The sequence below is a fragment of the Pseudomonas sp. GW821-FHT01A09 genome, assembly GCF_058986725.1.
In genome coordinates this window covers 1-24,729 of record NZ_JBYSWB010000007.1, presented here as the reverse complement: position 1 = coordinate 24,729, position 24,729 = coordinate 1, and the positions used below count along the sequence as shown (strand labels likewise).

General features: G+C 62.3%; 22 protein-coding genes. 15 read left to right on the top strand and 7 right to left on the bottom strand.

Annotated features, from left to right (window positions below):
* Position 1: 1 nt before the first annotated feature.
* From flgB to AC3WJP_RS10465, 3 genes are all read right to left on the bottom strand, one after another.
* Positions 2-412 carry a flagellar basal body rod protein FlgB gene (gene flgB / locus AC3WJP_RS10475; RefSeq protein ID WP_493721198.1) on the bottom strand — a complete coding sequence of 137 codons (411 nt, stop codon included), beginning with the start codon at positions 410-412 and terminating at the stop codon, positions 2-4.
* Between the two features lie 324 nt (positions 413-736).
* Complete coding sequence (cheR, locus tag AC3WJP_RS10470; protein WP_493721197.1) at positions 737-1,564, bottom strand: protein-glutamate O-methyltransferase CheR; 828 nt, start codon at positions 1,562-1,564, stop codon at positions 737-739.
* A 63-nt stretch (positions 1,565-1,627) separates the two neighbouring features.
* A complete protein-coding gene (locus AC3WJP_RS10465) occupies positions 1,628-2,554 on the bottom strand; it encodes a chemotaxis protein CheV (RefSeq protein WP_493721196.1) in 927 nt (308 codons plus the stop codon).
* 61 nt (positions 2,555-2,615) lie between these two features.
* Here AC3WJP_RS10465 and flgA point away from each other — a divergent pair, with 61 nt between their 5' ends.
* From flgA to AC3WJP_RS10445, 4 genes are all read left to right on the top strand, one after another.
* Positions 2,616-3,365, top strand: a complete 750-nt coding sequence (gene flgA, locus AC3WJP_RS10460; RefSeq protein ID WP_493721195.1) for a flagellar basal body P-ring formation chaperone FlgA — start codon at positions 2,616-2,618, stop codon at positions 3,363-3,365.
* A 163-nt stretch (positions 3,366-3,528) separates the two neighbouring features.
* Positions 3,529-3,834: a flagellar biosynthesis anti-sigma factor FlgM gene (flgM, locus tag AC3WJP_RS10455; protein WP_493721194.1), complete on the top strand. Its 306-nt coding sequence runs from the start codon at positions 3,529-3,531 to the stop codon at positions 3,832-3,834.
* A 54-nt stretch (positions 3,835-3,888) separates the two neighbouring features.
* On the top strand, positions 3,889-4,356 hold the full coding sequence (locus AC3WJP_RS10450) for a flagella synthesis protein FlgN (RefSeq protein ID WP_493721193.1): 468 nt from the start codon (positions 3,889-3,891) through the stop codon (positions 4,354-4,356).
* Positions 4,357-4,435: 79 nt separating this feature from the next.
* Positions 4,436-5,182 carry a flagellar brake protein gene (locus tag AC3WJP_RS10445; protein ID WP_493721192.1) on the top strand — a complete coding sequence of 249 codons (747 nt, stop codon included), beginning with the start codon at positions 4,436-4,438 and terminating at the stop codon, positions 5,180-5,182.
* Positions 5,183-5,288: 106 nt separating this feature from the next.
* Here the strand turns inward: AC3WJP_RS10445 and AC3WJP_RS10440 are convergent, their stop codons facing one another.
* Positions 5,289-6,566 carry an MFS transporter gene (locus AC3WJP_RS10440; protein WP_493721191.1) on the bottom strand — a complete coding sequence of 426 codons (1,278 nt, stop codon included), beginning with the start codon at positions 6,564-6,566 and terminating at the stop codon, positions 5,289-5,291.
* Positions 6,567-6,671: 105 nt separating this feature from the next.
* Complete coding sequence (locus AC3WJP_RS10435; protein ID WP_493721392.1) at positions 6,672-7,913, bottom strand: glutamine synthetase family protein; 1,242 nt, start codon at positions 7,911-7,913, stop codon at positions 6,672-6,674.
* Positions 7,914-8,461: 548 nt separating this feature from the next.
* Between AC3WJP_RS10435 and AC3WJP_RS10430 the strand changes: the two genes are divergently transcribed.
* Genes AC3WJP_RS10430 through AC3WJP_RS10420 form a run of 3 tightly spaced genes read left to right on the top strand, consistent with a single transcriptional unit; the run spans position 8,462 to position 12,203 of the window.
* Complete coding sequence (locus tag AC3WJP_RS10430) at positions 8,462-9,211, top strand: gluconate 2-dehydrogenase subunit 3 family protein (protein WP_493721190.1); 750 nt, start codon at positions 8,462-8,464, stop codon at positions 9,209-9,211.
* Between the two features lie 5 nt (positions 9,212-9,216).
* Entirely contained in the window at positions 9,217-10,980 is a 1,764-nt protein-coding gene (locus tag AC3WJP_RS10425; protein ID WP_493721189.1) for a GMC family oxidoreductase, read from the top strand.
* The gene (locus tag AC3WJP_RS10420) at positions 10,977-12,203 is read left to right on the top strand and encodes a c-type cytochrome (protein ID WP_493721188.1); all 1,227 of its coding nucleotides are present in this window, start codon (positions 10,977-10,979) and stop codon (positions 12,201-12,203) included. The genes AC3WJP_RS10425 and AC3WJP_RS10420 overlap by 4 nt, the downstream gene beginning before the upstream one ends.
* 109 nt (positions 12,204-12,312) lie before the next feature.
* On the opposite strand, the gene AC3WJP_RS10415 is transcribed toward AC3WJP_RS10420, so the two are convergent.
* Entirely contained in the window at positions 12,313-13,542 is a 1,230-nt protein-coding gene (locus tag AC3WJP_RS10415; protein WP_493721187.1) for a multidrug effflux MFS transporter, read from the bottom strand.
* Between the two features lie 428 nt (positions 13,543-13,970).
* On the opposite strand from AC3WJP_RS10415, the gene arnB reads away from it, so the two are divergent.
* From arnB to AC3WJP_RS10375, 8 genes are read left to right on the top strand one after another with little or no spacing between them, the layout of a single operon-like run.
* Positions 13,971-15,119, top strand: a complete 1,149-nt coding sequence (gene arnB / locus AC3WJP_RS10410) for a UDP-4-amino-4-deoxy-L-arabinose aminotransferase (RefSeq protein WP_493721186.1) — start codon at positions 13,971-13,973, stop codon at positions 15,117-15,119.
* Entirely contained in the window at positions 15,116-16,129 is a 1,014-nt protein-coding gene (arnC, locus tag AC3WJP_RS10405) for an undecaprenyl-phosphate 4-deoxy-4-formamido-L-arabinose transferase (protein ID WP_493721185.1), read from the top strand. The genes arnB and arnC overlap by 4 nt, the downstream gene beginning before the upstream one ends.
* Entirely contained in the window at positions 16,126-18,117 is a 1,992-nt protein-coding gene (gene arnA / locus AC3WJP_RS10400; protein ID WP_493721184.1) for a bifunctional UDP-4-amino-4-deoxy-L-arabinose formyltransferase/UDP-glucuronic acid oxidase ArnA, read from the top strand. The genes arnC and arnA overlap by 4 nt, the downstream gene beginning before the upstream one ends.
* Positions 18,117-19,001: a 4-deoxy-4-formamido-L-arabinose-phosphoundecaprenol deformylase gene (gene arnD, locus AC3WJP_RS10395; protein WP_493721183.1), complete on the top strand. Its 885-nt coding sequence runs from the start codon at positions 18,117-18,119 to the stop codon at positions 18,999-19,001. The genes arnA and arnD overlap by 1 nt, the downstream gene beginning before the upstream one ends.
* Complete coding sequence (arnT, locus tag AC3WJP_RS10390; RefSeq protein ID WP_493721182.1) at positions 18,998-20,647, top strand: lipid IV(A) 4-amino-4-deoxy-L-arabinosyltransferase; 1,650 nt, start codon at positions 18,998-19,000, stop codon at positions 20,645-20,647. The genes arnD and arnT overlap by 4 nt, the downstream gene beginning before the upstream one ends.
* Positions 20,644-20,994: a 4-amino-4-deoxy-L-arabinose-phosphoundecaprenol flippase subunit ArnE gene (gene arnE, locus AC3WJP_RS10385; protein ID WP_493721181.1), complete on the top strand. Its 351-nt coding sequence runs from the start codon at positions 20,644-20,646 to the stop codon at positions 20,992-20,994. The genes arnT and arnE overlap by 4 nt, the downstream gene beginning before the upstream one ends.
* Positions 20,991-21,392 carry a 4-amino-4-deoxy-L-arabinose-phosphoundecaprenol flippase subunit ArnF gene (gene arnF, locus AC3WJP_RS10380; RefSeq protein WP_493721180.1) on the top strand — a complete coding sequence of 134 codons (402 nt, stop codon included), beginning with the start codon at positions 20,991-20,993 and terminating at the stop codon, positions 21,390-21,392. The genes arnE and arnF overlap by 4 nt, the downstream gene beginning before the upstream one ends.
* Before the next feature lie 9 nt (positions 21,393-21,401).
* Positions 21,402-22,778 carry a UDP-glucose dehydrogenase family protein gene (locus AC3WJP_RS10375; RefSeq protein WP_493721179.1) on the top strand — a complete coding sequence of 459 codons (1,377 nt, stop codon included), beginning with the start codon at positions 21,402-21,404 and terminating at the stop codon, positions 22,776-22,778.
* Between the two features lie 101 nt (positions 22,779-22,879).
* Here the strand turns inward: AC3WJP_RS10375 and AC3WJP_RS10370 are convergent, their stop codons facing one another.
* Positions 22,880-24,490, bottom strand: coding sequence for an ArnT family glycosyltransferase (locus AC3WJP_RS10370; protein ID WP_493721178.1), 1,611 nt, complete (start codon positions 24,488-24,490; stop codon positions 22,880-22,882).
* Between the last annotated feature and the right edge of the window lie 239 nt (positions 24,491-24,729).

Below are 24,729 nucleotides of genomic sequence, written 5' to 3'. Positions count from 1 at the left end.
CTTAATCCCCGCGCAGGGCCGAGATCAGCCCTTTGAATTTGCTGTTTAACAAAGTGAAGCTGGCTTGGAAGTCCACCGAGTTCTGCGCGTAGTTCGATTGCTCGATCTGCGAGTCGACGGTGTTCTGGTCCAGCGACGGTTGAGTCGAAATGCGGTACATCAGCGCCGGATCGCCACTGCCGCTGACGCCGGAAGCGTCGATGTGCCGGGCGTCGGTGGTTTCAAGGCTGAACGCGCCATTGCTGGTGGTATCGCTCTGCTGCTTGAGGACAGCGGCAAAATCCAGGTCCCGAGCCTTGTAGTTCGGGGTATCGGCATTGGCGATGTTGTTGGCCAGCACTTCGGCGCGCTGAGCACGGAACTTCAATGCCTGTTCGCTGATGCCGAGCGCTTTGTCGAAACTGATGCTCATGTCTGAAACCCTTCGCGGCAGAGCTGATTCTCTTGGCAGAGATATAGCAATGCCTGTGCCAACTTTGCAAAAGCCTTGAAAGGGTTGATCTAGAGGGGTTTTAACGGATTACCTGGGCGGCAATCAGGGCGGCAATGCCAGAAAAGCGGCAATCCGATTCCGCCAGGTGACGGCAAAGCGGCAATGCCCGCGTCAGTTTTTTTGTCACTTCACACAAGGACCACATGTAGCGAGGGGGCTTGCCCCCGATAAACCGTAGCTGACACTCACTGCAGTGTCAGTCTCGGTCTATCGGGGGCAAGCCCCCTCGCTACAGCGTTGCAGCTATTTGGCCTGGTAGATGATCCCCGGACTGCACTGGACCATCTGGTAATGATCCGGCAAGCCATTGAGCGCCTCGCTTGCCCCCAGAAACAGATAGCCACCCGGCTTGAGGGTGCCATGAATGCGAGTGAGGATGTCCTTCTTCACCTGAGCGGAAAAGTAGATCAGCACGTTGCGGCAAAAGACGATATCGAACTTGCCCAGGCTGGCATAACTGTCCAGCAGGTTGAACGAGCGAAACTCCACGCGACTGCGGATCGGCGGTTTGATCGCATAGCGACCGCCGCCCTTGGGATCGAAATAACGCTGCAGACGATCCGGTGACAGGCCGCGCCCCAGTGCCAGGCTGTCGTACTCGCCACTCTTGCAGTTGGTGAGCATCGAGCCGGACAGATCGGTGGCGACGATCTGCGCCCCCATCTTCAACTGGCCCGGATTGCTGCGCTCGAACTCATCGAAGGTCATCGACAGCGAATAGGGTTCCTGACCCGACGAACAGGCCGCCGACCAGACGCGCAAGCGTGCGCCCGGGCTGGCCTTGATGGCCTCCGGAATGACCTTGTTCTTCATCACTTCGAAGGGGTAGGTATCGCGAAACCACAGGGTTTCGTTGGTGGTCATGGCATCCACCACCAACTCGCGCAAACCACTGCGCGGCTGCGTCTGGATGCGCTGCACCAACTCGCTCAAGGTCTTGATGCCCTGCTGTTCCATGAGCTTGTTGAGACGGCTGGAGACCAGGTACTGCTTATTGTCACCCAGCAGAATGCCGCAGGCTTTCTCCAGGAATACTCGGAACTGATCAAAATCCGCATTAGCCGTCGACACAAGTACCGCCTCTTTAAATCGTTTATTCGGCCGGAGCGAACTCCGGGCCGTTATTCGTGGAAATCATTCGTGAAGCTTGATGCGCTCGACGACTCGCGATGCCAGATCGTCAGGCCGGAACTTGGCGAGAAAATCGTCGGCGCCGACCTTCTTGACCATAGCCTGATTAAACACACCCGACAGCGAAGTATGCAGGACGATGTGCAATTTCTGCATGCGCGAATCCGCGCGCACTTCGGCGGTGAGCGTATAACCGTCCATTTCCGGCATTTCGATGTCGGAAATCATCATCAGGAACTCTTCTTCCGGCTTCTTGCCCTCGTCCACCAGCTTGCGCAAGTAGTCGAGCGCCTGGCGGCCGTCGTTGAGCGCGACCACTTCCACACCCACGGTCTGCAGGCAACGGGTGACCTGCTTGCGCGCCACCGACGAGTCGTCGACGGTCAGCACCCGCAGCGTGGTGGCCTTGTCCTGGGTGGCGGCATCCACCACGCCGACGGAAATCGACTCGGACATCGGCGCCACCTCGGCGAGGATCTTCTCCACGTCGATGATTTCCACCAGCTTGTTGTCGACCCGCGTCACTGCCGTCAGGTAGTGGTCGCGGCCCGTGCCCTTGGGTGGCGGATGGATCTCCTCCCAGTTCATGTTGACGATGCGTTCGACCGAGTGCACCAGGAACCCCTGAATCTTCAGGTTGTACTCGGTGATGATCACGAACGGATTGGCCACGCCATCCAGACTCTTGCCGCCCGTGGCCAGGGCCAGGTCGAGAATCGGAATGGTCGCACCACGAATATTGGCGACCCCGCGCACCACTGGATTGGATCGCGGCATCAGGGTGAGCTTGGGGCATTGCAGCACCTCGCGCACCTTGAAGACGTTGATCCCGTAAAGCTGTTCACCGTTGAGCCGGAACAACAGCAGCTCGAGACGATTCTGCCCTACCAGTTGGGTGCGCTGGTTCACTGAATCCATTACACCAGCCATTGTTCAGACTCCTTCACGCCTCCCGACCCAAAGTCGGCACGCGCCTTGCTATTGACCTTGCATGAATGCCATTACGACATATTCCCGACGCATGATACGCAGCGTGCTGATAACCCTGGCAGCCACTTGTTCATTCGCACTTTGCGACGTCAATGCCGAAGAATTCACGTCGCCTGAAGAGCTTATCGGTGCGACCCAGGGTTTTCTTGAGTTCACGGTAGAAGATTATCTGGCCACCGCACAAACCGAGGGCCGCTATGAGGTGTCGGTCAACGATATCGACCCGCGCCTGCGGATGCCCAAGTGCGCCGAGCAATTGACGGCGACCATGGCCAGCCCCGGCGCTCCCCTAGGTCGGGTCAGCGTGCGAGTGCGCTGTGACACCGCTACGCCCTGGACGGTATTCGTGCCGGCACAGGTGAAGTTGTTCAGGGACGTGGTGATGACCACCCGGCCCCTGCCACGCGACACGGTACTGGGCGCTCCGGACCTTGTAATGCGTGAACGCGATGTCGGCCTGCTGACCCAGGGCTATTTGACGTCGCTGGATCAGGCCCTGGGCTACAAGCTGACCCGACCAACGGTCAGCGACCAGGTGATATCGGCGGTTTTCATCGAGCAACCGGAGGTAGTGAGCAAGGGAGACCATGTGGTGATCATCGCCAGGACCGGTGCGCTGGCGGTGCGCATGCCCGGCGAGGCGCTGGCCAAGGGGGCCATGAGCCAGCAGATCCCGGTGCGCAATCTGAACTCGCAACGGGTCATCAAGGCCAGGGTAACGGGCCCCGGCGAGGTAGAGGTCTCGATGTAGACGCTGGCGGTACGGGGCAGCTTTTCTTACACTGTGTGTCTGACACCGTGGAGAACAGACTCCGCAGCGGGCCTTGTGCATTTTTTTCGATATTCACCCTAAAGTTATTCGCTCAAGGGTCGAAAACAAGGCAAGCGCCCACATACCTAAAGAGGTTTACCCCATGGCGATCGACCTAAGCCGACTGAACGGCAACTCACAGGTGCAAAGCACGACACGCACCAGTGGCACCAAGGAAACCACCGCAGTTGACGCTACGACTGCAGTGAGCAAGACCACTGCGACGAGCGGCGAAGCTGTCCATCTCAGTGACGAGGCTCAAAAATTGCAACAGATCAGCGATAGCCTGCGCGATCAACCAACTGTCAACAGCGCCCGCGTGGCGGAGCTGAAGTCAGCCATTGCCGACGGCAGCTATCAGGTCGACAGCAAGCGCGTAGCCAGCAAACTGCTGAATTTCGAAGCTTAAGGCCAGGCTGACTGACCTCGGGTTTCAGGACGTCATCTCACTCCAGAGCCAGCCATGCACGACACGACCCTGCTGCAATTGATCGAAGACGACATCGCCCCGGCAACCCAGCTTCTCGAGCTGCTGCGGGTCGAATCCAACGCCCTGTTCGGGCGGGACATGCAGTTGCTGGAGACTATCCTGGCGAAAAAGCAGTCTTTGGTCGTACAGCTCGAGCAACGCGGACGCAAGCGCAGCCAGGTATTGGCCGCCCTGGGTTTCGCGGCGGATCGTGAAGGCCTGAAGAAGTACGCCGACAGCTCCCCCCAAGGCGCTCATCTGCTGCAACGCAGCGACTTGCTGAGCTCCCTGCTGGTCGACTGCCAGTCGATCAACGACCTCAATGGTCGCTCCATCACGCACCAGCAGAACACCACCGCTACGCAGATTCGTATCCTTATGGGCGGCGAAGCCCCTTCGTTGTACGACGCCCGCGGATCGACCTCCCGACTGGCCAAGCAAAGACCGCTCAGCCAGGCGTAAGCACCCTCTATCAAGAGGCGCAACAAGCTGGCAGAATGCCAGCCACTGGATGTCGTTTTTGCCTGGAGATACAAGCACCGTGTTCAACGCCTCAAACGCCGAAGACGCTCCGCAGCCCCCCAAGGTGCTTACCACACCGTTGGAAATTGCGTCGAATCTGCGCGCCCTGGAAAAATCCCACGATCCGCTGATCATCACCTTTGCCGACCGTGCCCAGCGCTTCCAGACTTTCCTGGTCGACGTCAATCGCGAAAACGGCAGCATGGCGCTGGACGAAATGATCCCGCGCGATGGCGAAAAGTACCTGCTGCAGGGCGAACCGTTCCGGGTCGAAGGCTTCCACGATGGCATTCGCATCGCCTGGGAATGCCACGGCATGATGAGCGTGATCGACAGCGACAACGGCCGTTGCTACCGCGGCGACATGCCCAAGGAAGTCATCTACCACCAGCGTCGTAACGCCTTCCGCGCAGCCCTCAAGCTGACCGCACTGGTAGACGTCGAGCTCGCCGGCGACAAGCTCAACAAATCCCTCAAGGGCAAGCTGCTGGATATCTCCGCGACCGGCTGCAAGCTGCGCTTTGAAGGTGACCACAGCGAAGTGCTGCAACTGGGGCAGATCTACGAGCGCTACACCGCTCACCTGCCGTTCGGCAAGCTGACCACCGCCGTGGAACTGCGCCACCTGCATTACGAAGAAAGCCTGGGCATCACCTTCGCCGGCGTGCGCTTCCACAACATCAATGCGCAGACCCTGCGCAACGTCGAGAACTTCGTCTTCCAACTGCAGCGCGAAGCCCGCCGGTTCGACAAAGACGATTTCTGACCTCCCCTGTAGCGCGGGGGCTTGCCCCCGACTGCATCTCCCCTGCCACTGATGCGTCCGGATGCGGGCAATCGGGGGCTAGCCCCCTCGCTACAGAAGCAATTGCTTAGGCCTTGGCGGGATCATCCTGCATCTGATCCTGCACCACCTGCTCATCGACTCGCGGATCCAGTGCGGCCACCAGCGGCGAACTGGTCATGTTGTCCGGCATGGCAACGTGATGCAGTGGCGCGTCGTCCACCACGTGCAGGTTGGTGACCGCCTTGGGCCGGATCAGCAGCGCCAGCATCAAGGCAAAAAAGCCGAAGAACGCGTAGAGCATCTGGCTGCCGAGATAATTCATCAACACCCCGGCCAGCAGCGGTCCGATACAAGCACCTACCCCATAGGTCACCAATAACATGGCAGTCAGCGACACCCGCCGCTCGCCTTCGACATGGTCGTTGGCAAAGGCGACCGCCAGGGGATACAGGCAGAACTGCAGCAGTGACACTACGAAGCCTGCGACGAACATCACCTCCACCGGCGCGTTACCCCACAGCGCCAGCGGCACCGAAGCCACCACGACGCCCACCGCCATGCAGCGGATCAACAGCGGACGATCGTAGCGGTCCGATAGCCAACCCAGAGGCCACTGCACGATCAGCCCCGCGAAAATGCAGCAGCCCATGAACAGACCGACCTGTTCGGTGCTCATGCCCTGCTGCGCCGCGTAGAGCGGCGCCAGGCCGTAGAACGACCCGATGATCAAGCCCGCCGTGAGCACGGTAGTCAGCGACTGCGGCACCCGCTGCATGAAAAACCGCGGCTCCATTGGCGCCGGATGCAATGGCGACGGGTGAATACCGCGAATCAGCGCTACCGGTACCAGGCACAGGGTGAAGCACAGCGCCACCAGCATCAGCAGTTCGTTGCCCAGACCAGGATGGATCACCAGGATCAACTGGCCCAGCGTCAGGCCCAGGTAAGAGGCGATCATGTAGCCGCTGAACACCAGCCCACGCTGACGGGCCTCGGCCTGCTCGTTGAGCCAGCTCTCGATGACCATGTACTGGCACATCATGCCGAGGCCGACGATGACCCGCAGAATGATCCAGGCAGGCAGATAGTTCACCAGGCCATGTCCTAGCACTGCGGCGGCGACGATGCCGGCGCAGGCTGAGTAGGCGCGGATATGCCCGACCCGGGCGATCAGCCGGTGGCCGATCTTGCCGCCCAGGGCCAGACCAAAATAGTTAGCCGCCATCAAGGCGCCCACCCATATCCCTTCAACATGCTCGGCGGCCAGGCGCAGGCCTAGGTAAGTGCTGAGCAGGCCCGAGCCGATCAACATCATCAGGGCGGCGAAGTACAGCGCGCGAAAATTTTTCCAGATCTGGCGCATCGGCGTTCCGAGCGGCTCCTTGAGGTGGTAGAAAACACAAACGACCGGATGCCCGTGAACCCACGAACATCAGTCATACCGCTTAGCGCCTTGATGCCCCTGCCGCTAGGCGTGGGCCGCCAGTACACGGCGCTCCCACGGGGTAATCTCGTTGAAAAAGCTGATCAGTTCGAGCTGCTTGCTCGCTCCAAAGCCTTCGATGAACTCCTTGCCGAACAGTTCCTCGGCAAGCTCGCTGCGTTTCAGACGCTCCAATGCACCGTGCAAGGTACAGGGCAGCGACAAATTATCCGGCACTGTCATCTCGCCCTGCACCGGCTCGCTCGGCTCCAGCTCATGCTCGATGCCGTAAAGGCCGGCGGCCAGGCTCGCGGCGATCGCCAGGTAGGGATTGGCATCGGCGCCGGGCAGGCGATTCTCGACCCGCCGCGCTGCTGGCGAACTGGCCGGAATACGCAGCCCCGCGGCGCGATTGTCCAGCGACCAGCAGGCATTGTTCGGCGAAGCGAAAGGATGAATGAAGCGGTGGTAGGAATTGACGTTCGGCGCCAGCAACGCAGTGAAATCGGCCATGGCCGTTTGTTGTCCACCGATGAAATGCCGGAACAGCGCCGTCGGCTCACCCGCCGCGTCGCTGAACACATTGCGGCCGCTGCCCTGCTCCACCAGGCTCTGATGGATATGCATCGAGCTGCCAGCGGTGTGCGCCAGCGGCTTGGCCATGCACACCACCATCAGGCCATGCTTGAGCCCGACCTCCTTGAGCAGGTGCTTGAACAGCAGCGTCTGATCGGCCAGCAGCAAGGGGTCGCCGTGCAGCAGGTTGATCTCGAACTGGCTCACGCCCATTTCGTGCATGAAGGTATCGCGGGGCAGCCCCAAGGCGGCCATGCAACGATAGACCTCATTGAAAAACGGCCGCAGGCCATTGCTGGAGCTGACACTGAACGCGCTGGCGCCGTCTTCGCGACGACCATCCAGGCCCTCGGGCGGCAAAAACGGCTGCTGTGGATCGCGATGACGATCGAACACATAGAACTCGAGCTCGGTGGCCACCACCGGCGCCAGACCCCGCGCCGCGTAGCGGGCGATGACCGCCTTGAGCTGGCCGCGAGTGGACAGTCGCGAGGGTTGGCCATCGAGCTCGTCAGCATCGCAGATCACCAGCGCGCGCGGGTGATCGCTCCAGGGCAGCCGATACAGCTGGGCCAGATCAGGCACCAGCGCCAGGTCGCCATCGTCGGCACCGTAGACCTGGGCGTCCGGGTAGCCGCCCATGATGCATTGCAGCAACACGCCCCGGGCCAGTTGCAGACGACGGCCCTCCAGAAAACCCTCGGCGGTCATGACCTTGCCGCGCGGTACACCGTTGAGATCAGGGGTGATGCATTCGATTTCATCAATGCCCGTGAGGCGCTCGGCGAGGGAGCGTGGGCAAGCGGTCGTCATGACTCGATCCTTGTGAGAAAACGCCGGAATGGCTGCCCGACAAAATCGCACCGCGCTACACAAAGATCAACCATGTAGCGAGGGGGCTTGCCCCCGAAAGATATCGCGGCCCCCAGATATCGCTGACAGATCATGATCGGGGGCAAGCCCCCTCGCTACAGGAATCTGGATTGTTACAGCCCACGCAATAGCCTGTTACCGATTGCCGGGCGCAAATGTGTCCAAATATGTCTAAGCTGAAAACAGGGCAGTCATATAGATGACTTATCTTGCACGCGCTTTATTTTTGCATGGCACGACCAAATCGCGCGCGCTACCAAAAGTCGCACCTGCCCCGAACAGCACCCACCTTGCGTAGACAAGGTACAACCGTGATCACATCGCAACGGCCTCACTGCGCGTATCCGTGTGGATAGCTTGCTGAGCGCCTGTTGCAGGAGCCCTGCATGACCGACAAGCCCAGCAAGGGAGTGACCCGCAGGCAACTGCTGTTTACCTCCGCCACCACCGTCGCCGTAGGCGCGGCGGCCAGCGCCAAGGCCGCCACTCTGGCCGGCGTACCGCAATGGATCCCCTTCGACCACAACGGCCCCCAACACTATGACACCCCAGGCTGGCAGTTCTTCAGCGTCGAGCAGGCTCGTGAAGTCGAAGCCATCGTCGAACGCCTGATCCCTGCCGATGACCTCAGTGTCAGCGGCAAGGACGCCGGTTGCGCGGTGTTCATCGACCGCCAGCTGGCCGGCGAATACGGCACTTTCGCCCGCCTGTACCGTGAAGGCCCGTTCCAGCCCGGCACGCCGACCCAAGGCGACCAGTCCGCGCTCAACCCGCGCGAGCGCTACACCCTGGGCCTCGCCGCCTTGAGCAAATATTGCCAGGCGCAGTTCCAGAAGCCCTTCAGCGGCCTGTCTGCCGAACAGCGCGATCAGGTGCTGACCGCACTGGAGAAAGGCACGGCGCAGCTCGACGGCATCGACAGCAAGCTGTTTTTCCAGCAAGTGCTGGCCAACACCATGGAAGGCTTTTTTGCCGACCCGATCTATGGCGGCAACCGTGAAATGGTGTCCTGGAAGATGATTGGCTTCCCCGGCGCACGCTACGACTACCGCGACTACATCGGCCAGCACAACCAGAAGCTCGATCTGGTACCGCTTTCCATCATCGGCAGCTCCGCCTGGAACAAGAAGGGTTAATCCGCATGGCCAAGAAACTACCTTCCACCGACATCGTGGTTGTCGGGCTCGGCTGGGCCGGATCCATCATCGCCAACGAACTCACTGACACCGGCCTCAACGTCATCGGCTTCGAACGCGGCCCCTGGCGCGATACCGCCAGCGATTTCAACCTCGCCTCGGCGGCCGACGAACTGCGCTACAACCGCCGTCAGGAGCTGATGCTGCGCACCAAGCAGAACACCTGCACCATGCGCAACAGCGTTAGCGAAACCGCCCTGCCGATGCGCACCTGGGGCTCGTTCCACCCCGGCAACGGCACCGGCGGCGCCGGTAACCACTGGGCCGGTATCGCCTTTCGCTTCCAGCCCCATGAATTTCGCCTGCACAGCCACCTGACCGAGCGCTATGGCAAGGAACTGCCGGCCGAACTGACCCTGCAAGACTGGGGCACCGACTGGGAAGAGATGGAACCGCACTACGCCGCGTTCGATCGCCTGGCGGGGGTGTCCGGCAAGGCCGGCAACATCAAGGGCCAGATCATCGAAGGCGGCAACACCTTCGAAGGCCCGCGCTCGGCCGAATACCCCAATCCGCCGACCCTGCAGACCTACGCCCCGACCCTGTTCGCCGAAGCGGCGCGCAACATGGGCTACAAGCCGTTCCCGGTGCCCTCGGCACTGGTTTCGCAGCCTTACACCAACTCCCTCGGCGTGAAAATGGGGCCGTGCACCTATTGCGGCTTCTGCACCAACTACGGCTGCGCCAACTACTCCAAGGCCAGCGCCATCACTACGGTGCTGCCGGCTTTGATCCGCAAGCCCAACTTCACCGCGGTGACCAACGCCGAAGTGCTCAAGGTGGTGATGGACAGCACCGGCACCAAGGCCACCGGCATCATCTATGTGGACGCCAATGGCGATGAGTTCGAGCAACCGGCGGACCTGGTGGTGGTCTCGGCCTTCATCTTCGAAAACGTGCGGCTGATGCTGCTGTCCGGGGTCGGCAAGCCGTACGATCCCGTCAGCAACACCGGCACCACCGGGCGCAACTACGCCTACCAGACGGCCAACAGCGTGCAGATGTTCTTCGATGACAAGAACTTCAATCCCTTCATCGGTGGCGGCGCCATCGGCATGGGCATCGACGAATTCAACAACGACAACTTCGACCACTCCGGGCTTGGCTTCATGGGCGGCGGCAGCACCCGCGTGACGCCGATCGGCGCCGCGCCCATCGACTCGCGGCCGGTTCCGCCCGGTACCCCGGCGTGGGGCGCGAAATGGAAGCAGGCCACGGTCAAGAACTACCTCAGCACCATGTCCATCGGCTGCGAGGCCAGCAGTTATTCGGTGCGCACCAATTACCTGTCGCTCGACCCGAATTACTCTGATCCCCACGGCCGACCGCTGCTGCGCATCACCTTCGACTTCCCGGAAAACGATCGGCGGATGGCCAAGTACTGCATCGGCAAGGTCGCAGAAATCGCCAAGAGCATGAATCCACGGGAGATGGTGGTCAAAAGTCAGCAAGGCCATTGGGACAGCGCGCCCTATCAGTCTTCGCACATCGTCGGCGGCTTCATCATGGGCGCCGATCCGGCCACCAGCTCGGTGAACAAGCACCTGCAGGTGTGGGGCGTGCCGAACCTGTTCGTGGTGGGCTCGTCGGCCTTTCCGCAGAACCCCGGCTACAACCCGACGGGCACCGTGTGTGCCTTGGCGTTCAAAGCGGCGGATGCCATCCGCAGCCGCTACCTCAAGCGTCCTGGGGAGATGATCAGCGTATGAAGACCTCCCTTTCGTTGTGCGCCGGCCTGCTGGGCCTGGCCGTTGGCTACGCTCACGCGGGCACTGGCGGCGACTCTTACAACCTGGTGGAAAAGGGCCGCTACCTGGCGACCTTGGGTGACTGCACCGCCTGCCACACCTTGCCGAACAAGCCGCTGTTTTCCGGCGGCGTGATACTGGATACGCCGTTCGGCAAACTGCTCGGGGCCAACATCACCCCGGATCCGGTCCACGGCATCGGCCGCTGGACCTTCGAAGACTTCCAGAAGGTCATGTCCGAAGGCCACAGCCCGGGCAACAAGCGGCTCTACGGGGCCATGCCGTTCACCGCGTACACCAAGGTCTCGCGCGAGGACAACATGGCCATCTGGGCCTATCTGCAGACGGTACAACCGTCGGACAACCCGGTTGAAACCAACCAGTTGCCCTTCCCTTTCAACATCCGCACCAGTCTGATCGGCTGGAACCTGCTCAACTTCACCCAGGGCGAGTTCAAGGCCAATCCGCAAAAATCCGTGCAGTGGAATCGCGGCGCCTATCTGGTCGAAGGGCTAGGGCACTGCGGCACCTGCCACACGCCCAAGAGCCTTATCGGCGGAGACGACAACGACCACTTCCTGGGCGGCAACAACTTGCAGGGCTGGGTGGCTCCGGACATCACCTCCAACACCCACTCCGGTATCGGCGGCTGGACTGCCGAGGACATCGTCCAGTACCTGAAGACCGGCGCCAACCGCTTCGATATCGCTTCAGGCCCCATGGCCGAAGAGGTGGAGCATTCTTCGCAGCACTGGAAGGACGAGGACCTGATGGCGGTGGCGGTCTACCTCAAGGACGATCCCAAGACCAGCGACGCGCCGAAGGCCCTGGCCGCCAGCGATCCGACCATGGTCGCCGGCAAGGCGATCTATGCCGATCGCTGCTCGGCGTGTCATGTGGGCAAGGGTGAAGGCGTGGAAGGATTGTTCCCCAAACTGGCCGGCGCACCGCTGGTCAATGGCACCGATCCGGCGTCGATGATCCGCGTGGTGCTGTCCGGCAGTCGCGCCGGCGCTACCGACGCCGCACCGACGGCACCGGCGATGCCGGCGTTTGGCTGGAACCTGTCGGATGACAACGTGGCGGCGGTCTTGACTTACGTGCGCAACAGCTGGGGCAATGCCGCCCCTGCGGTGTCGAGCGGCGATGTGAAGGATTTGCGCGAGGAGTTGCGGGCTAAATAGACGCGAGACCCACCTGTAGCGAGGGGGCTTGCCCCCGAAAGATCGTGTCAGCCGTATCGTCTGGGCCGATAGACCTTTCGGGGGCAAGCCCCCCCGCTACAAGGGTGTTTCAGTCCAGACTATCCACAGCCCGGTCCTTGCGCTCGTTACGCACACCCATCCAGAACCCCAGCAAACCCAGCACTGCGGCAATGCTGAGCACCATCGCCGCCGCCAACGCCGGATCGCGGCCCAGGCCCACCGCGCTGGTCGACAGCACTCCCACCAGCATTTGCGAAAAGCCATAGAACCCCGCCGCCGAGCCCACCAGATGGGCATCCACGCTCAAGGCTTTGGTCATCGCCGCCGGGCTCGCGAGCCCTGCCCCCAGTGTCAGCAGGCAGATCGGGATCATGACCGTCAGCACACTCACTTCGCCGAGCAATACCACCAGCAGCAGGCTCAGCGCGCTGCACAGGCCGATCAAGTTGCCCACCAGCAGCAGGCGCTCCAGGCGCACCACCCGGATCAGCCGTCGCGTCAGGGCATTGCCGACGAACATGCCGACGATCAGCATCCCCAGGTACACGCCCACTTCCTGCAACGGCCGGTGCAACTCATCGACGAAGATGAACGGCGCCGCGGCGATGAAGCCGTACATCGAGGTCGTGGTGCATCCGCCGCCCAGGGCATAGCCGACAAACGAAGGCAGGCGCAGCAACCGTGAATAATCGCGCAGCAATGCCTTGAGGCTGACCTCACCGGATGGCCGACTGGTTTCCGGCAGATGCCGCCAGCTGAACAGCAGCGTCACCAGCCCCATGCAGCCGAGCACCACGAAAATCGAGCGCCAGCCGAAGTGCACCGACAGCAGCGAACCCGCCAGCGGCGCCAGGCCGGGGCCTGCCATGACCATCAGATTGAGCAACGCCAGATCCCTTACCGAGTCGTCGAGCGTCGAGGTATCCCGCACCATGGCCCGCCCCAGCGCCAGCCCCGCGCAGCCGCCGAGGGCCTGCAGCAGACGCGCCGCGACCAGGGTATGAACATCCCCGGCCAACGCCGCCAGGAGGCTGCCGGCGGTATAGAGCGCCAGCCCGAACAGCAGCATCGGCCGTCGCCCCAGGCCGTCGGACAGCGGGCCATACACCAGTTGACCGGCGGCCAGGCCGAGAATATAGACACTGATGGTCATCTGCATCGCCGCCGGACTGACATCGAAAGCCCGAGCCGCCGCGGGCAGGGCCGGAACGAACATGTGCATGGCGAGGGTGCCGCTGATGGTGATCATCACCAACAGCCAGAGGGGTGGTTTGACGATGGGTACAGCGGGGATTGCCACAGGGCGAACGTCAGGCATGAACGGACTCGCTTGATTGCCTGTCTGAACCGGTCAGCAGGCCTATTATTTAGATAGCGAGGCAATTATAAGCGGGGCAACGAATTAACATAGCCCCGCCGGATACAAACTTCATGATGGTCCAAAGTTCGTCGACATATTTTTGACAAACGCTTCACCGCAAACGTACCGCGGCCGCCCTAGATTGCGTCCAACATGAACAGTGGCTGAACAACTCTAAATCTCGGCATATGGCTTATTTCCCCTGGGAGCAGAGCGAGCTACCATCGCGCCAACCGCCGCATCGTCGGCCAACGGATCACAGGGTAACCGGTCTGCAACCGGGCTTGGCCTAGACGTGCAGACACACACCGCTACGCTTTACATGGGCATCGAGCCTGCTGCGAATGGCCGATAGTTGCCTGCGAAACCTAGCCTGAAGGAATGCCATGAGCCAAAGTTTTCTGCCCTTCTCGCGCCCCAGCATGGGCGATGAGGAAATCGCCGCCGTCGAGCAGGTGTTGCGCTCCGGCTGGATCACCACCGGGCCCAAGGCCCAGGAACTTGAACAACAATTTGCCGAATATGTAGGCGCCCGCCATGCCGTCGCGCTGTCTTCGGCCACCGGCGGCATGCACATCGCCCTGCTGGCACTGGGCATCGGCCCGGGTGACGAAGTCATCACCCCCTCGCAGACCTGGGTCTCTACCGCCAACATGATCTGCCTGCTGGGCGCCACGCCGGTGTTCATCGATGTCGACCGCGATACCCTGATGAGCGACGTCAGCGCCTTCGAGGCGGCCATCACCCCACGCACCAAGGCGATGATTCCGGTGCATTACGCGGGTGCGGCGTTCGACCTCGATCCGCTCTACGCGCTGGCCGACCGTCACGGCATCAAGGTCATCGAAGACGCCGCCCATGCCGCTGGCACTCAGTACCGCGGCCGCCGCATCGGCCAGCAAGGCACGGCGATCTTCTCCTTCCACGCCATCAAGAACATGACCTGCGCCGAAGGTGCAATGTTCGTCAGTGACGATCAAGCCTTCGCCGATCGCGTACGCATGCTCAAGTTTCATGGCCTGGGCGTCGACGCCTACGACCGCATGACCCATGGCCGCAAGCCACAGGCGCAGGTCATGGAGCCCGGCTTCAAGTACAACCTGGCGGATATCAATGCCGCCATCGCGCTGGTGCAATTGCAGCGCCTGGATGCCATCAACGCCCAACGTGCCAAGCTCGCCGGCGCCTACCAGCAGCGCCTGGCAGCGCTGCCGATCGAATCGTTGCAGCTGCCCAGTCATCCACAGCAGCATGCCTGGCACCTGTATATCGTGCGGGTCGACCCCGAGCGCTGCGGCATCGACCGCGAGGCCTTCATGAAAGGCCTGCAAGAGCAAGGCATCGGTACCGGTATCCACTTCATCGCCACACACCTGCACACCTGGTACCGCGAGCGCTTCCCGAACGTGAAGCTGCCCGCGACCGAGTGGAACTCGGCGCGCCTATGCTCGATTCCGCTGTTCCCCGACATGACCCTCGACGATGTCGAGCGTGTTGCCTGCGCCATTGAAACAACCCTCGGACGTCGCCCGTGAGACCTTACCCAATCAATAGCGTTTCGATCGTCATCCCGGTCTATAACGAAGAGCAAAGCCTGCCTGAACTGCTGCGCCGTACCGAAGCCGCCTGCTCGCAACTCGACTGCGAATACGAGATCGTGCTGGTCGACGACGGCAGCCGCGACGAGTCTGGCGAAATGCTCCTGCGCGCCGCTGAGCGCGAAGGCAGCCAGGTCGTGGCGGTGATCCTCAACCGCAACTACGGTCAGCACGCCGCCATCATGGCCGGCTTCGAAGAATCCAAGGGCGATCTGGTGATCACCCTGGATGCCGACTTGCAGAACCCGCCCGAAGAGATTCCGCGCCTGCTCGAACAAGCGCGCCTGGGCTACGACGTGGTCGCCACGGTGCGCAACAACCGCCAGGACTCGGCACTGCGCCGCTGGCCGTCGAAGCTGATCAACAAGGCCGTGCAGCGCTCCACCGGCGTGGCCATGAGCGATTATGGCTGCATGCTGCGCGCCTATCGCCGCTCTGTGGTCGACGCCATGCTGGCGTGCCGCGAGCGCAGCACCTTCATCCCGATCCTGGCCAACAGCTTCGCCCGCCACACCACCGAGGTACTGGTGCAGCACGCCGAGCGCGAGCACGGCGATTCCAAATACAGCCCGATGCGCCTGGTCAACCTGATGTTCGACCTGGTCACCTGCATGACCACCACGCCGCTGCGCATGCTCAGCATCGTCGGTTTCATCATGGCCTTCCTGGGCGTGCTGTTCGCCTTCATCCTGATCGTCCTGCGGCTGATGTTCGGCGCTCACTGGGCCGGTGAAGGCAACTTCGTGCTGTTCGCCGTGCTGTTCGTGTTCACCGGCGGCCAGTTCATCGGCATGGGCCTGCTGGGTGAATACCTGGGGCGCATGTATAGCGATGTGCGGGCGCGCCCACGCTTCTTCATCGAGCGAGTGCTACGCAACCCTGGCAAGACACCCGTGCGCGACACCCAACCTTCTTCTGCCAACTCCACCACCAAGGCTGCGTCATGACTCTGAAAGCCGTTGTTTTTGCCTACCACGATATCGGCTGTGCCGGGATTCAAGCCTTGCTGGACGCCGGCTACGACATCGCGGCAGTGTTCACCCACGCTGACGACCCCAAGGAAAACGCCTTCTACGGGTCGGTCGCGCAGCTGTGCGCCGTCAAAGGCATCGCCGTGCACGCCCCGGAAGACGTCAACCACCCGATCTGGATCGAACGCATCCGCAAGCTGGGCGCCGACATCGGCTTCTCGTTCTACTACCGTAACCTGCTCAACGATGACGTGCTGAGCGCGTTCCCACGCGGCGCATACAACCTGCATGGCTCGCTGCTGCCGCACTACCGCGGTCGCGCGCCGGCCAACTGGGTACTGGTCAACGGTGAAACCGAAACCGGCGTAACCCTGCACCGCATGGTCAAGCGCGCCGACGCTGGCGACATCGCCGCCCAACAGCGCGTCGCCATCGAGCGCACCGACAACGCCCTGACCCTGCACGGCAAACTGCGCGAAGCCGCCGCTGCCCTGCTCAAGGATGCCCTGCCACAGCTGGCCGCCGGCACCCTCAAGGAAACCCCGCAAGACATCAGCCAGGGCAGCTACTACGGTCGCCGTACACCGGCCGATGGCCTGATCGACTGGAACCAGCCCGCTGAGAAGCTCTTCAACCTCGTGCGTGCCGTCACCCAGCCATACCCGGGCGCCTTTTGCGCTGTGGGCGAAAACAAACTGATCGTGTGGAACGCCCAGGTCGTGGCCGGCAACGAAGGCGGTACGCCGGGCCAGGTCATCAGCGCCAATCCGCTGCGCATTGCCTGCGGTCAGGACTCGCTGGTGATCAGCGCCGGCCAGCGCGGCGATGCCGGGCTGTTCCTCAGTGGCGCGCAATTGGCCAACGAGCTGGGCCTGGTCGAAGGCTCGCGCCTGATCAGCACCCAGAACCGCCGTCCGACGCGCCTGACCCGCGTGCTGATCCTGGGCGTCAACGGCTTCATCGGCAACCACTTGTCCGAGCGCCTGCTGCAGGACGAGCGCTATGAAGTGTACGGCCTGGACATCGGCTCCGACGCCATCGAGCGCCTGCGCAGCCACCCGCGCTTCCACTTCGTCGAAGGCGACATCAGCATCCACTCCGAGTGGATCGAATACCACATCAAGAAGTGCGACGTGGTGCTGCCACTGGTGGCTATCGCCACGCCGATCGAATACACCCGCAACCCACTGCGCGTGTTCGAGCTGGACTTCGAAGAAAACCTCAAGATCGTTCGCTACTGCGTCAAGTACAACAAGCGTGTGATCTTCCCGTCCACCTCTGAAGTCTATGGCATGTGCCAGGACCAGAACTTCGACGAAGACACCTCCAACCTGATCGTCGGCCCGATCAACAAGCAGCGCTGGATCTATTCGGTGTCCAAGCAGTTGCTGGACCGCGTGATCTGGGCCTACGGCGACAAGGGTCTGAAATTCACCCTGTTCCGTCCGTTCAACTGGATGGGCCCGCGTCTGGACCGTCTGGACTCGGCCCGTATCGGCAGCTCGCGCGCCATCACCCAGCTGATTCTGCATCTGGTCGAAGGGACCCCGATTCGCCTGGTAGACGGTGGCGCACAAAAACGCTGCTTCACCGACGTGGCCGACGGTATCGAAGCGCTGGCGCGGATCATCGACAACCAGAACGGCGTGTGCAACAACCAGATCATCAACATCGGCAACCCGGACAACGAAGCCAGCATTCGCCAACTCGGTGAAGAGCTGCTGCGTCAGTTCGAAGCCCACCCGTTGCGCGGCAACTTCCCGCCGTTCGCCGGTTTCCGTGAAGTCGAAAGCAAGACCTTCTACGGTAACGGCTACCAGGACGTGTCGCATCGCAAGCCAAGCATCGACAACGCGCGCCGCCTGCTGAACTGGGCACCGACGGTAGAGCTGAGCGAAACCATCGGCAAGACCCTCGACTTCTTCCTGCGCGAAGCCATGCTGGAACGGGAAGGCAAACGTTAATGCAGGCGGGGTTGCGCATCGATGTCGATACCTACCGAGGCACCCGTGAAGGGGTGCCGCGGCTGCTCGACATGCTCGCCGAGGCTCAGGTCAAGGCCACATTTTTCTTCAGCGTCGGCCCGGACAACATGGGCCGGCATCTGTGGCGGCTGATCAAGCCGCAGTTCCTCTGGAAGATGCTGCGCTCCAACGCCGCCGGGTTGTACGGCTGGGACATTCTCCTGGCCGGGACCGCCTGGCCGGGCAAACCGATCGGCCGTGATCTGGGTCACCTGATGCGCCAGGCCCAGGACGCCGGTCACGAAGTCGGCCTGCATGCCTGGGATCACCATGGCTGGCAGGCCAACGCCGGACGCTGGAGCGATGCCCAGTTGCACGAGCAGATTCGCTGCGGGGTCGATACCCTCAGCGATATTCTCGGCCGCGCCGTCGATTGCTCGGCGACCGCCGGCTGGCGTAGCGATGAACGTGTCGTGCAAGCCAAACAGGCCTTCGGTTTTCGCTATAACAGCGACTGCCGCGGGACCTCCATTTTTCGTCCGCAGTTGGCCGACGGCCAGCCGGGGACCGTGCAGATACCGGTCGACCTGCCTACCTTCGACGAAGTGGTCGGGCCGCAGGTCAGCGCCGAAGGGTTCAACGCCTGGATCCTGCAACGTTTCAAACCCCAGGCGCTGAACCTGTACACCATCCATGCCGAAGTCGAAGGCATTCTGTACGCAGAGGCTTTTCGCCAGTTGCTGGCACAGGCGCAACGCCAGGGCATCCGCTTCACGCCGCTGGGGGACATGTTGCCGGCGTCCCACGACTCGATACCCGTCGGCCACCTGCGCCGCGGGCACCTGAATGGCCGCGAAGGCTGGTTGGGAGTGCAACAACCATGACCCGACAACGGGCCGCTCTATCCTTGATGTTCGTGTGTGCCATGTTTTACCTGATCCCGCTGTCGTTCCACGGGCTGTGGGCGCCCGATGAGACCCGCTATGCCCAGGCCAGCCAGGAAATGCTCCTGACTGGCCAGTGGGCGGCGCCGCACTTCATGGGCCTGCGCTATTTCGAAAAACCGGTGGCCGGCTATTGGATGATCGCCGCCGGGCAGGCGGTTTTCGGCCAGAACCTGTTCGGCGTGCGCGTAGCTTCGGCGTTCAGCCTGGGTCTCAGTGTGCTCATCACTTACCTCATGGCCCAACGCCTGTGGCGCGACCCGCGTCGCAGCCTGGCCTGCGCCGTGCTGTACATGAGTTTCGGGCTGGTGGTTGGCCTGGCCGGCTACAGCAATATCGACCCGCCCTTCACGCTGTGGGTCAACCTGAGCTTCATGGCCCTGTGGTGGGCGCTCGATAGCGACAGCCGGCGCATGCGCCTGTGGGCCTGGGCAGGCGTGGGCCTGAGCTGTGGCATCGGCATGATGACCAAGGGCTTTCTGGCGTTGGCGCTGCCGGTGCTGATTGCGGTGCCCTACATGATCTGGCAAAAGCGCTTCGGCGAATTGCTGCGCTACGGCATGCTGGCGGTACTGGTCGCGGTGCTGGTGTGCCTGCCCTGGGCGATCGCCGTGCACCTGCAGGAGCCGGACTTCTGGCATTTTTTCTTCTGGCACGAGCACATCCAGCGCTTCGCCGGCGATGACGCGCAGCATAGCGAACCGATGTGGTTCTACCTGCCGCTGCTGGTGCTGTCCAGCCTGCCGTGGGCGGCACTGCTGCCGATGACCCTGGAGCACAGCTGGCGTCAGCGCCTGCAACCGAACATCGTCTTCCTGGCGCTGTGGCTGTTGCTGCCACTGGCCTTCCTGAGCCTGGCCAAGGGCAAGCTGCCCACCTATATCCTGCCGTGCATGCTGCCGCTGGCGCTGTTGATGGGGCATAGCCTGGTCGCCGCACTGGAGGCCGGTCGCCATCGCGCCTTGCGGGTCAACTCGCTGCTCAACGCGGCACTCGGTATCGTCTGCCTGGGCATGCTGGCGGCCGTGCAACACCGGCGGCTGATCTATATCCATGAGCCTTGGCATGTGGCGCTGATCTGTGCCGTGCTGCTGGCATGGGTCGTGATCCACCTCGTGAGCGGTTTCAAACCCGTCCGCTACTGGATGGCCCCGGCGCTGGCCATGGGCCTGCTGGTGGCGGTGCTACCGGCGGTCCTGCCCGCTGTGGTGGTCAATCGCAAGACCCCGGACGCCTTCATCGCCCGGCACAGCGCCGAACTCAAACAGATGAACAGCCTGATGGCCAACGAGCTGGGCGCCGCGGCGGCAGTCGCCTGGCACACCGCCAAGCCGCAGATCTTCCTCTACAACACCGAGGGCGAAGCCAACTACGGGCTCAACTACCCCGACACCCAGTATCGACGCGTCACCCTCGACAATGTCGGCCAGTGGATCGTCGATGCCCGCAAGGCCGGCTCCGTGGGCGTGATCATGCGCATCAAGGGCGAAGGCGAAGACCACGAACTGGATCGCTTGCCTACCGACGCCAAACGCTATGAACAAGGTGGCCTGGTGATCCTCATTTATGCACAGACGCCACCATGATCTTCGTCTTGTTGCTGGTCGCCTGCCTGCTCACCTGCCTGGGCCAGATCGCACAGAAGCACGCCGTCGAAAGCTGGCGCGGCGCCCATGCCAAACGCGGGCTGCTGGGCAAGCTGAGCAGCGGCTGGTTATGGTTGGCGCTGGCCAGCCTGGGCTTGGGCCTGCTGCTTTGGCTGCTGGTGCTGCAGCATCTGCAAGTGAGCATCGCCTATCCGATGCTGAGCTTGAATTTCGTGCTGATTACCCTGGCTGCGCGGTTTCTGTTCGGTGAACACATCGACCGTCGCCACTGGCTGGGAGTGGGCCTGATCATGCTCGGCGTGCTGTGCCTGGGGTGGCAGGTATGAGCCTGCAACGCGGCTTGAGCTTTGCCGCCGCCAGCGTGGTACTGGTCAGCGGTGCCCAGTTGGGGATGCGCTGGAGCATGGCGCGGTTGCCGGTCCCCAGTCAGTGGCTGCATGCGTTCAGCGCAGGGAGCCTGTCGTACCCGGACCTGGCCATCATCGTCGGCGCCATTCTCGCCTACGGTCTGTCGATGGGCTGCTGGCTGATGGCACTGCGGGATCTGCCACTGGGCCGCGCCTACTCTCTACTGAGCATCAGCTACGCACTGGTCTATCTGCTGGCAGCCAGCATTGCGGCCTTCCACGAAGATTTTTCCGCTTTCAAAACCCTGGGAGTGACCTTGGTCATCCTCGGCGTCCTGACCATCAACTCAAGACGCACACCCCGTATCGAGCCTTAGGATCCGCGCATGAAAATCAGTGTAATCGGTAGTGGCTATGTCGGCCTCGTACAAGCCACCGTTCTGGCCGAAGTCGGCCATGACGTGCTATGCATGGATGTCGATGAAGCCAAGGTCAAGCTGCTCGAACAGGGGCAAGTGAGCATCTTCGAGCCGGGCCTGGCCGATCTGGTCAAAGAGAATCTGGCGAACAAGCGCCTGCGTTTCACCACCGATGAAAAACTCGCGGCCGAGCACGGTCGGGTGTTGTTCATCGCGGTGGGCACGCCGTCGGGCGATGACGGATCCGCCGACCTCAAATACGTGTTTTCGGTGGGCGACGCCATTGCCCGGCACCGTACCGAGCCGTTGATCGTGGTCGAAAAATCCACCGTGCCGGTGGGCACCGGCGATGCCCTGCGCGCGCACATCGACGAGGCGCTGGCGGCCAGCGGCCGCAGCCTGGACTTCGATATCGTCTCCAATCCGGAATTCCTCAAGGAAGGCTCGGCCGTCAACGACTGCCGCCGCCCGGACCGCATCGTCATCGGCTGCGAGCGCGAGGAAGTGCGCGAGGTGATGCGCGAGCTGTACGCGCCGTTCAACCGCAACCATGACCGAATCATGTTCATGGACCTGCGCAGCGCCGAGCTGACCAAGTACGCCGCCAACTGCATGCTCGCCACCAAGATCAGCTTCATCAACCAGATCGCCGAGCTGGCCGAGCACCTGGGCGCCGACATCGAGTCGGTTCGCCAGGGCATCGGCGCCGACTCGCGTATCGGCTACGACTTCATCTATGCCGGCTGCGGCTACGGCGGCTCGTGCTTCCCCAAGGACATGCGCGCCCTGATCCACAGCGCTGAACAAGCCAATTGCTCGAGCGACCTGCTGCAGGCCGTCGAAGCCATCAACCACCGGCAGAAAAACAAGCTGTTCGAGCGGGTCAACGCGTATTACCAAGGCGATCTGCGCGGCAAGACCTTCGCCCTTTGGGGCCTGGCGTTCAAGCCCAACACCGACGACATGCGCGACGCCCCAAGCCGGGTGCTGATGGAAGCCCTGTTCGAGGCCGGCGCCCATGTGCGCGCCTTCGACCCCGAGGCCATGCACCAGACGCAGCTGATCTACGGCGAGCACCCGCAGCTGCACCTGATGGGCACGCCAGAAGCGGCGCTGACCACGGCCGACGCCTTGATCATCTGCACCGAATGGCAGCAGTTCAAGGCGCCTGACTTCGAGATGATCCACAAGCGCCTAGCCGCACCGCTGATTTTCGACGGTCGCAATCTGTACGACGCCGAGCGCATGAAGGCCAAGGGCTTCACTTACTATCCGATCGGCCGCGGCGAGTCGCGCGAATTGCCGATCCCACACGGCAAGTGGAAGGGCCAAGCCTCGGCCTGATTCCAGCTTTCATGTAGCGGGGGGGCTTGCCCCCGAAAACAGCCCGGCCAACCAAATCAGGTTGACTGGACACTTTTCGGGGGCAAGCCCCCTCGCTACATTCACTTGGGCAATTGCATCAACAGGTAAGGCTGCTTGTCGAACTGGCCCTGCAGCACTTGCTCGAAGCGCCCGGTGACAGCCGCTGGCAGCGCCTGCCAATCGTCCTGACTGACCACGACGTAGACCGGACTCCGCAATGCCTGCAACTGGTCGGCGCTGCTGGTGAAGGTCGCTGGCAGATCGGCATCGATATTGACCATGAACTTGATCGCCTTGCCGTCCTTGGTCAGCCCGTGCAGCACCAAGGGTGCCGGGGCGCTCTGGATTTTGCGATAGACCGCCTCGCTGAACTGGCGGGTGTCGTACTGCCCATGCTGCAAGGGCTCGACCACGCCGACATAGGCCAGCCACACCGCCAGCACCGCGCTGGCCCCCAGGCTCGTGCTGCGCCAGTGCGGCCACAGCAACGTCACCAGCGCCATGATCTGCAGCGCGGCCAGCAATAGCGAAATCCAGATCAACGAAGCGACCGGCTCGCCCAGCTTGCGTTGCGCCACCCAGAGACCGACGATCAGCGCTCCGGGCAGGATCAGCCAGAGCGTTTGAATCAGCACGCGCAACGCCTTGAGCGCCCGCCCCCCTGCGGCTTGAAACCCATACCCGGCCACCACGGCGGCCATCGGCAACATCGGCAGCACATAGCGCGCTTTTTTCGCCATCGGGATCGACAACCCGACCAGTACGATCAACCCCGCCACGGTACACCCGGCGATCAGGCGCATCGCCTCGCTGTGCCGCGCTTTACGGCTGCAGGCCAGCACGGCCAGCGTCAGCAAGGCCAGGGGATAGGTCGGCGCATAGTTGCCCAGCGAACTGCTGAAATAGTAGAGCGGGCCGCTGGCGCCTTCGGAGCCGTCGATGCGGCCGACCACCTGCATGCGGATCACATCCTGGACGAAGGCATCGCCGCCACTGAGCCAGGCCAGCCACAGCGTCAGGCCGATACCGATGGCCAGCAGCCCCAGGGCGGCAAAGCCGACCGCGAACAGTCGCCGCCATTGCCCACTTACCAGGTAATAGCCGCAGAGCATGCCGGTGGGGATCACCAGGCCAATGGGGCCACGAATCGCAAAGCCCAGCGCCAGCAGGACAAACACCCAGCCCAGCCGCCGCGGTGCGGCAAAGTGATCGGCGGTGTATGCCAGGTAGAACACGGCAAAGGCCACCGCCGCAAGCATCTGGTCCAGCGACACCGCGCGAGTCTCGCTGATGAACATCAGGCTCATCGTCATCAGTGCAAGGCTGGCAAATGCCCAGCGCTGAGAATAAGGCGCCAGCAGGCGATACATCAGCACCACCACCGTGGCACTGGCGATCGCCGTCGGCAGCCAGGCGGTCAAGCTGTTGACCTGGCCGAAAGGCCACGACAGCAGATAGACGAAGAACGTCGAGGTGGCGGAATAGTCCGCGTAGGGCTGGCCGTAAGTGGTGGGGAAGAAGCTGGGGCCGTTGCGCAGCATCTCTTGGGCGAACATGACGAAACGCGAGTCGAAACCGATGGCGGTCTGGTGGACGTTGCCGGCAACGAACAACAGCAGCGCCAACAGGCCCAGCCACAGGGATTGGCGGCGCTGCGCCGGGGATGGCCGCACGGCCAGAGAAGATGACATCGGAAGCTGCCTTGCGAAGGGAGACGGGGGATTATTTCGCGGTGAAACTGAACGGCAGCTGTCCGAGTAGTGCATGACCCAGGCAGGTACACATCATGAATCAATAAACCGACGCGTCGATATTCCAGCGCGCAGGCTCATGTCACCTTCGCGGGCAAGCCTTGCTTGTATGGTAGAACTTGAAGGGGTGGTGGGACGAACGCTAAGCATCTGACTGCGCCAACAGTACAGACCGTGGG